At 51.1% G+C, this 9110-nt stretch carries 7 protein-coding genes; all 7 read right to left on the reverse strand.

Features of this window, described 5'->3' with window-relative positions; translation table 11 throughout:
• Nucleotides 1-34 precede the first annotated feature (34 nt).
• The 7 genes from wecC to DUD43_RS17365 are packed head-to-tail and all read right to left on the reverse strand — an operon-like array spanning nucleotide 35 to nucleotide 9108.
• Complete coding sequence (wecC, locus tag DUD43_RS17335) at nucleotides 35-1297, reverse strand: UDP-N-acetyl-D-mannosamine dehydrogenase (protein ID WP_153231259.1); 1263 nt, start codon at nucleotides 1295-1297, stop codon at nucleotides 35-37.
• A 14-nt stretch (nucleotides 1298-1311) separates the two neighbouring features.
• The gene (wecB, locus tag DUD43_RS17340; RefSeq protein ID WP_153231260.1) at nucleotides 1312-2433 is read right to left on the reverse strand and encodes a non-hydrolyzing UDP-N-acetylglucosamine 2-epimerase; all 1122 of its coding nucleotides are present in this window, start codon (nucleotides 2431-2433) and stop codon (nucleotides 1312-1314) included.
• A gap of 4 nt (nucleotides 2434-2437) precedes the next feature.
• The gene (locus DUD43_RS17345) at nucleotides 2438-5212 is read right to left on the reverse strand and encodes a hypothetical protein (RefSeq protein WP_153231261.1); all 2775 of its coding nucleotides are present in this window, start codon (nucleotides 5210-5212) and stop codon (nucleotides 2438-2440) included.
• Nucleotides 5213-5234: 22 nt separating this feature from the next.
• Nucleotides 5235-6422: a chain-length determining protein gene (locus DUD43_RS17350; protein WP_228125838.1), complete on the reverse strand. Its 1188-nt coding sequence runs from the start codon at nucleotides 6420-6422 to the stop codon at nucleotides 5235-5237.
• Entirely contained in the window at nucleotides 6419-7081 is a 663-nt protein-coding gene (locus DUD43_RS17355) for an ABC transporter ATP-binding protein (RefSeq protein ID WP_109089245.1), read from the reverse strand. Before DUD43_RS17355 ends, DUD43_RS17350 begins: the two co-directional genes overlap by 4 nt.
• Complete coding sequence (locus tag DUD43_RS17360; protein WP_153231262.1) at nucleotides 7078-7866, reverse strand: ABC transporter permease; 789 nt, start codon at nucleotides 7864-7866, stop codon at nucleotides 7078-7080. The genes DUD43_RS17355 and DUD43_RS17360 overlap by 4 nt, the downstream gene beginning before the upstream one ends.
• A gap of 42 nt (nucleotides 7867-7908) precedes the next feature.
• On the reverse strand, nucleotides 7909-9108 hold the full coding sequence (locus DUD43_RS17365; protein ID WP_228125839.1) for a polysaccharide biosynthesis/export family protein: 1200 nt from the start codon (nucleotides 9106-9108) through the stop codon (nucleotides 7909-7911).
• Nucleotides 9109-9110 lie beyond the last annotated feature (2 nt).

Raw genomic sequence — 9110 nt, forward strand, 5'->3', positions numbered from 1 at the left:
AAGATCAATGTCTTCCATCTATTTCTAGATATTCTTAGGAAATCATTCCCACGACATCAATTTTTACTGGATGCTTGGCAATCTTCTCAGCCGCAGCAATGAAAGGCTGATGCTTAACCAGAACGCAAACTACGTCTGCATTATCCAGAGCAAAGTCTAACGACACCAAAGACACATTGTCCGCGGCCAGCTTGCCTGGCAAGGCATCCACATTAGGCTCTACAGCCAAAATCTGGCACCCCAAATTGCTTAATTGCCGCGCAATCAACGCAGCAGGACTTTCTCGCAAGTCATCGATATCAGGCTTGAAAGCCAAACCAAGGCAAGCCACCTTAACATCAGCCATACGAGCGTCGGAACGTACAGCCAAGACCCCAGCCATTGCAGCTTTCACTTTTTCAACGACCCATTCCGGCTTGTAATCATTGACTTCACGCGCCATCCGAATGATGCGCGCTTCCTCTGGAGTCGTGTCAACAATGAACCAGGGGTCCACAGCGATGCAGTGGCCACCCACCCCGGCACCAGGCTGCAAAATATTAACGCGTGGGTGACGGTTGGCCAGGCTAATCAGTTCCCACACATTAATATTCAAGCGGTCACAAATCAGGGATAGCTCGTTGGCAAACGCAATGTTGACATCACGGAAGCTATTCTCTGTCAGTTTGCACATTTCAGCAGTGCGAGCATTGGTTGGCACCAAAGCACCTTCCACAAAAATCCGGTACAGCTCAATCGCCATCTCGGTCGCTTTTTGGGTCATGCCACCAATCACGCGGTCGTTGCTAACCAGCTCATGGACTACGCGACCAGGCAAAACACGCTCCGGGCAATAGGCCACCTGAATATCAGCCTCCTCCCCTGCTTGCTGAGGAAAACTCAGGTCAGGACGGGCCTCTGCCAACCATTGAGCCAGTTGTTCAGTCGTACCGACAGGAGAAGTCGACTCCAGAATAACCAGATTTCCTTTGGCCAGCACGGGGGCAATAGCTTTGGCTGCGTCGGCGATGTAGCTCAGGTCAGGTTTATTGCCTTCCAGGAAAGGGGTTGGAACGGCAATCAGAAATGCGTCAGCTGGCTCGGGAGTCAGCGTGGCGTGTAAATAGCCGCCATGTACCGCTGCCTGCACAAGCATATCCAGCTCAGGCTCAACAATATGGATTCGGCCTTGGTTGATCGTATCTACCGCATGAGGGTTGACATCAACACCAACCACCTTTTTGCGGCGAGAGGCAAATAATGTTGCAGTAGGCAGGCCGATATAGCCTAGGCCGATCATGGATAAAGTTTCAAACATGTTTATCTTCCGAATCAATAGATCAAAGTTTTTAAAATTTCACTAATGCGGGTAGCGGCCTTGCCGTCACCATAGGGGTTATGTGCCCGTGCCATACGCTCATACTCAGCAGAGTTATCCAGCAACTGCATGGCAGCGCTGACAATGGCTTGGGTGTCTGTACCCACCAAACGCACAGTTCCAGCATCCACAGCTTCAGGACGCTCGGTAGTGTCTCGCATCACCAATACCGGCTTGCCCAAAGAAGGCGCTTCTTCCTGAATGCCCCCGGAGTCGGTGACCAAAAGGTCACAACGATCCATCAGGTAAACAAAGGGCAAATAATCCAGTGGTTCGATCAAATGAACGTCGGAAACGTCGGATAAGATACGACGTACTGGTTCCTGAACATTTGGATTCAAGTGCACTGGATACACCACCTGCACATCGCCACGGGAGGCAATCTGGCGCAAAGCCAGGCAGATGTTTTCAAAGCCAGAGCCGAAGTTTTCGCGACGATGCCCCGTCACTAGAACCAGGCGTTTGGCTGGATTAATAAAAGAAAATTGCGCTTCAAAACGACGACGCAATTCCGAGTCCTGGCGAACACGAGCCGCCACATCCAACAACGCATCAATTACGGTATTGCCCGTAATATGTACTGTCTTGGGGTCCACACCCTCACGCAGCAAGTGCGATTGCGATTGCTCTGTCGGAGCAAAGTGCACATCAGCCATCACCCCTGCCTGGCGACGGTTCATTTCTTCCGGCCAAGGCGAGTACTTGTTATGCGTACGCAAACCCGCTTCCACGTGCCCGACCTTAACCTTGGCGTAATATGCCGATAGGGCCGCAGCCATGGTGGTGGTGGTATCACCATGCACCAAAATCATGTCAGGCTGCCATTGCCTGTAGACATCACGCATACCCAGCAACACGTTGCTGGTAATGTCGTAAAGATCCTGGCCAGGCTTCATCAAATTCAGGTCAAAATCAGGTTTGATCGAAAAAATATCCAAAACCTGATCCAGCATCTGACGGTGTTGCCCCGTCACGCAAACACGTGCATCAAATGCAGGGTCCGCAGCCAGCGCTTTAACCACCGGAGCCATTTTGATGGCCTCCGGTCGTGTGCCAAATACAGTCAAAATCTTCATAAACTTACTTTGTGTCTTTAGGGTGAACAGTTATCAAACAGGCGTCTTTCTCGAACTTGTATTCCGTCAAAGCTCCAGGCACCTCGGTCAGCTTCAACTCAGAAAGCCAACGCTGTGCCGTTTCCTTTTCATCCTCACGGATATAGTCATCCAGAACAAAATCGATATGAGCCTTGGGAAAGCTATCAGCAACAATCGGTCCAGCCGGATAGCGCGCACGCGGTCCCGTCGAAGCAGGAGGCCCATCGACAATGACCAAAATGCGTTTAAAAACTGGACTCTTGCTACGAGCAAGATCACTTAATTTTTTGCGGCAATCGTAATAAGCCTGTGTCTCGCCATCCGCCCCCTTCCATTCCGTCAAAGGTGCTAAAACCAAATCAACAGAATCGCCAAACCCGGCTTGATCCAAATGATCTTTAGTCTGCTGGTAATAACGTTCCAGATGATCGAAAGACACAAAACGGGGAGCTTTATTTCCCGTTCGCTCTGCTACCGTAGCCAAGGTTTTTGCAAGCAGAACTGTAGACATGCCGGAGCCAAATTCCACGATCAAGTCGTATTGTTCAAGCACAACACGTTGCATCAAAAACAAGGCAAAGTCCGAAGAAACAGGCCAGCTATGGCTTTGGCTATTAAAGGCAGGCAGGCTACCTGTTGCCAAATACTCCTGCATGCCAATAAAAGACTGAACTTGACGAGTTGTATTGGCACTATTGCTTTTAATCAGATTTTCAAGATAGCGACGCACTCGCAGCAACTCGTCAGTCTGCTGTTTGGATTGCTGCTCCGCTTGCTTCTTCATCAAGGCAGCCACAGCAGTTTCAAGAGCAGGCTGTTGAGCTGCCAGCACTTGCGCTTGATCCTTGATACTTTGCATTTGCTCAGAGTGCACGCGCAGCAGTTCTTCGGCCTGGCTTTTTGCTTGTTGTTTCAACAAATCCGCTACCTTTACCTCCAGGGCGGGTTGCTGAGCAGCAAAAGTCTGAACCTGATCTCTAAGATTTTGCAGGTGCTCTGTCTCACGTGCCGTATGTACAGCCAACAAGCGCTCCAGCTCTTGTTGACGGACCTCCAATTCCATCTTGGATTTTTCAAGAGAGTGGTGGTCCCGAGCCTGCTGCAAAAGCTCACCCTGCCTTTGCGCAGCCAACTTTGCCTGCTCGTCCCTCAAGCGTCCCAGATCACGCAGCTCCTGCTGCAATTCATCGCGCTTGAGTTGCTCTTGCTTAACCTGGGCTTCCAGTTCCTGGCTATGCTGGGCCATCTCGGCAATACGTTCCTGCAAAGCACTGTTCTCTAAAGCCAACCCCTGCTTCAAAGCATCATGCTCATGCTCAAGCGCAACAAGTGCAGCTTGTAGTGACTCACCGTGCTCCAGCCGCTCTCTGGCCAAAGCATCGGCTATCTCATACTCTTGCTGAATGGAATGAAGCGAGGCCTGCAAAGCAGAATATTGTTCATGCATCTGCATTACCTGCTTTTGCCCTGTTTCCCCATCTGCTACCAGTTTGGCCTCAAGCTCGGCGCACTCTTCCTTCTGTTCTGAGACAAGCGAAGCCAACTCATCGCGTTGTTGGGTCAACTCGGCAATACCTGCCTGCAAGGAAACACCTTGCTCAAACCATTGTGCAGCCAAGTCCTTCTGCTCTTGATGCAATTGCTTGAGGTCACGCAATGAAGACTCCAGAGTTTTACTGCGTACTTGCTCCTGGCTAAGCAGAGCACTGCGTTGATCTCGCTCTTTATGGGCAAGCACAAGCTCTGCTTGCAACGTTTCACAACGAGTACGGAACTCCGTAACCGCCCTGCTCTTGGTGTCTTGCTCTGTCTTTAATGCTGCAGTCTCATTTTGTATCAATGCCAACTGCGACTGGAGCTGAACAAGCTGAGCACTTAACTGATCCCGAGACTTTGCCAATTCCTGCCATTGATGCTGAAGTTTTTCCTGCTGTTCCGTATGGGTATAAAAATCTCGTGCCAGGCTAAAACGAGAACGCTTTGATTCAATCTTCAAGCGATCCGCCTGACGAACTTCAGACTCACTGAACTTGATATCTGCCGGCAGTAAGGTCAGCAAGGCCTCCGCCTCCAGCAGGGCGCCCGCCTCATGTAAACGGAATGCCAACCATTTTTGTCGAAATGGCTTGGGCTCCAGCCCAAACGCTCGCCGGGCCATCGTGGCAGCAAGCTCCGGAGCAACTGCCATCTGCGTACGGGCCAACGCCGTCCATGCGCTAGCCTGCAAAGCCACAGATACGGCAGCTCGCCCTAGCAAAGACTCAACGACGGACTCTCCCCCCTCCTTATAGGCTTCAATGACCTTGTCAAAGGTTTTGCCGCCTAATGAGGCTGGTACCGCCTCCTGACGATTTTGACGCCAAGCTTTATGGAGACGCTTGGGCACAGAAAGCATTGCACCAGCCGAACGGCTACCATCAATCAAGATTGCGCCCAACTGTCCCGCCAAGGCATATTTGGACTGCAACGCATGCACTTCACTTTGTGCAGTCAACAAGGCCTGGCAACGCAAGTTTTCTGCGTGCGTATCAATCAAACGTTCATCTACTGGTGCCAACTGAATAATCGTAGTCGACATAGCGTGCTCAGCTACAACGGCAGACTGCGTCAATGTCTGAGAATGTCGGCGCTCCAGCTCCTCTTGCACGAGCTGCAACTGATCAAACAACAAACGATTCTCTTCCTGCAAATTGCGCGAACTCATATTTTTTTGCTTATTAGTAAGTAGATCTGGCTGAGCGGCAGTCGAGACTGTCATAAGTGCTCTCCTACAATTATTTTTAATCTACGTGATCCAGAACAATGCTCTTGAGCAGCTTCAGAATCCCGGCCAGCATCAGAGCCAGCAACAAAGTAATGATGGTGTTATAGACACGACGTGGCTCCATTGGATACTCAGCCAAGGTTGCGGTCTGCAGCACCGACACTTTTTCCAGCATGCGAGTAGCGTCGATCCGCCCTTTCTCAAGAGCGACCAACGAAGACTTATAAAGCTCCTGTGTGAACTGCACATCCATTTGCAAGCGATGAAACTCTTCAACATAACTATTCAGTGTCCCGCCTGACGGTGTGGCCAACTTAAGCTTTTCCTGCTTTATCTGTTTGTCTACAGCATTGAGTGACTGCTTAAGCAAAACGATATTGGGATGGTCCCGATCCAGGGACTTGGGCAAAGAGGCCAACTGCGTCTGTAACTGAGCGCGCTGAGACTCCAAGCTCGCCACGATGGCATTAATGCTGTCTGCGGTCGCCTGAGGCGACAGCAAACCAGCCTCGTTCTGATAATTCAACAAAGCCTGACTCGCTTGCTGGAAGCGTTGCTGAGCCTGATCGACCTGAGTGGTTAGAAAATCAACCTGCACCTGGGCCATTTCATGGCCCAGCAGGTTCATATACCGCTCCCCTTCCTGCACCAGCGTCTGTGCAATTGCCTGGCTGGTCTCAGCGTCATAGGCTTGGACCTTGATACGCAGGACGCCAGCGAACTCATCAAACTCAACTTGCACACGTGACAAATAATGCCGATAGAACCATTCCAGCGATGCATCCTGAAACCACATGCGTGAAATCAAATCATGAGACGAATCACTAAAATGCGTACGCAAATCCAGCTGTTTATCCAGCTTCTTAAGCATGTCTACAGACAGCAAGTAATCGCGCAATAGCAACTGATTTGCGCGATCAGCATGGGCTACGCCTGAAACCAGCATCCCCAGATCAAAAGAGGGAGCGCCCACCGAGTCAGTTTTGCGAATGATCACATTCGCCTCGGACACATAACGATCAGAAGCAAAAATCAACCAATATGCCGAGGTCAGAACAGCCAAAATCAAGATCAGGTTCACTGCGTAGTCAAATAAACGCAGAGAAAACCAGGAACGCACACGCGCCAAAAAACCAGTCTGTTGCGGCGAAGACTGAGCGGAAGCAACACTGGCCGAAGTAGAAGCTTGAGGTGTATCTGTCATTTGGGAATTGAATCCTTGTAGGCACGAAGCGCATCATCAATCTCATCGAACCAATGCGCTTTTCCTTGATACAGCCAGACACCAGCCTGGCAGAATTGTTTTAAAGTTTTGTTATCGTGAGCCACCATGATCAGGCCCGCACGATTAGTCATTGTTTTGAAGGCCTCTGCAGCTTTTTTTCGAAAAGCAGCGTCCCCTGCTGCAGTAACCTCGTCAGAGATATACACATCAAAATTAAAGGCAAAAGACAAAGCAAACTGAAGGCGAGAGCGCATACCGGACGAATAGGTATAGACCGGCTCTTCAAACGCTTGCCCAAGCTCAGAAAAGTCTTTGATGAAAGCCAGGCGATCAACCAGGTCCTCTTGATGCCCATGCACTCGGCAGACAAATTTTGCATTCTGCCGGCCGGTCAACGTTCCTTCCAGGCCACCATTACCCATAGGCCAGGACACGCGACACAAACGCTGCACAGAACCTTTATTGGGATGATCAACCCCACCGATCAAGCGCAATAAAGTGGATTTGCCTGCACCATTAGAGCCAATCAGCCCAACATTCACCTTAGGAGGTATCGTTAAGTTCACCCCTTCCAACACCCACTTGCCGACACCATGGGCAGTTTTGTAGCGCTTGTAGATATCGTTAACAATGATCATTTCATCACCAGCTGCAACGCAAAGCGGCGATACAACACCAAGCCAAGAAACAGACTAGTTACGCCCCAAGCGTACAGATAAGCCATACTCACGCCTGGCACAGCGTGGTAATAAGTGGCAAAGCCTTGACGCACCAGCTCTAAGCCATGCACCAAGGGGTTTAATAACAATAAGTCCTGATACGGCTGCGGGACGGCAGAGATCGGCATAATGACACCTGAAACCAAATACAAAGGCATCATCAAAATTTTCAAAATATGCTCGGTCTCCCGAACAAGCGCCATGAGCACCGAAGCCACTAGGCCGTAGCCCACTCCGAACAGCCACAAGCCAAACATGGTGACAAGAACTTGAATCGAATCATCCGGGCGTATATCGTGCCCTAACAACGCAACGCCAGTAAGAATGACCGCAGAGACCAGAATCATCAAAAAGGCCTCTAACGCTCCACGGGCAATAGCCGTATCAAACGGCTTGACCTGTCGATAAGCAAACAAAGGCTTATTACTATCTGCGGCATACATCACCTGTATTGCCGTTCGTCGGAAAGAAAAGAACGCCAGCATCCCCACCACAATCCAGATCGTGACATCGATACCACCGACCGTACGTAAGCGAATCACTGTAAAGATAAAGGTGACAAAGCTGATATGCAGCACCGGCTCCATCAAGAGCCAGAACCACGCCGCACGCATATCAAACAGACGATCCAAAGCTTCACGCAGAAACAGCGCACGCCAGACCGACCAGGTAACGGCCATGGGGCTGCGTACCTGATTACTCATGCCCGCCTCGGTTGAAGAGTTTGATTTCCGGCATAAAGCTCATCAATTCACCATTCTGTTCAACGTCGTACTAGGCACAGCCACCGACACCACTAGACGCAAGAACTTCTGGAACTCAGCCGCTGGCGAGTTGGACACGTAAATCACGTCCTTATCCTGCACCGGGAAGTTCTGGGTAACAAAGAAAGAAGCCGGGTCGCGCAGGTCAATCTCGTACACCACGGGTACGACACCCTTCTTGTCCAGCAGAGTCGATTCAGGGGCACCGTCCACCAGCGCGGCATCCTCAAAACGGAAGACAAAAACACCGCGAGCATCGGCTCGTGACGTATCCAGGCCACCCGAACGGGCCAGGGCCTGCACCAAGGAGATACCTTGGGCTTCAAACGGAATTTCTTCGTTCTTGCCGGTTGCACCCAAAATGGAGAAGCTCTGGTTCTGATACAGGGCAGTGATTACATCGCCCGGTTTCAGCATGATGTTCTGGTTCGGATTACGAATGATCGTATCCAGCGCCATGGTCGATGTATTCATCTCACGCGAGAGCTGAATGGCAATCCGGTTCACCGCTTGCTTGACGCCACCACCAGCTGCCAAGGCATCCAGCAGGCGTTCGCCTTTCGGTGTCAAAGCCATCAAGGTGCTTTGATTGACTTCACCCACCACGGTCACGTTAGAGGTGTTGTTCTGAATGACTCGCACCAGCACTTGAGGATTATTGGCCTTGCCCTGCAAACGCTTGGCAATGCTTTCTTCAATCTGTTGGGTATTGCGGCCCTTGACGGCAATACGGCCCGCAAAAGGCATGCTGATCATGCCGTCTGGTGTCACCATTTGCTGAGGGAAAGAAACAGCGTTGGTTGTTGCTGCAGTCGCCTTGGGATCCAAGGAAATGCTGCCAAACAACATGGCCGGTGGCGCTTCCCACACTGACACTTCCAACACATCGCCAGGGCCAATCAGGTAGTTGTTCGAGCCCGTGCTGGGGAACTGGGCTGCAAAGTCGCCCATGCGTTTTTTAGCGGCCAGCTTCTTGGTCAGCTCATCGGTCACGTTGACCAGGGTGATGCCTTCGATACGGCCTTCACGTCGTTCCTGCACTTGCTGGCGGCTGGGGCCGTCTGCAGGCATCCAGTCGGGCATCGTGGCACATCCGGCCAGTAAAGCGACCAGGGCGCTGGCCATGACAGGCCGTCCCATTGCTGCAATCTTGCTAACTGCTTTGTGTAGTAATTGAGCCATGC

This window comes from Alcaligenes faecalis (assembly GCF_009497775.1).
Taxonomy (GTDB): domain Bacteria; phylum Pseudomonadota; class Gammaproteobacteria; order Burkholderiales; family Burkholderiaceae_B; genus Alcaligenes; species Alcaligenes faecalis_D.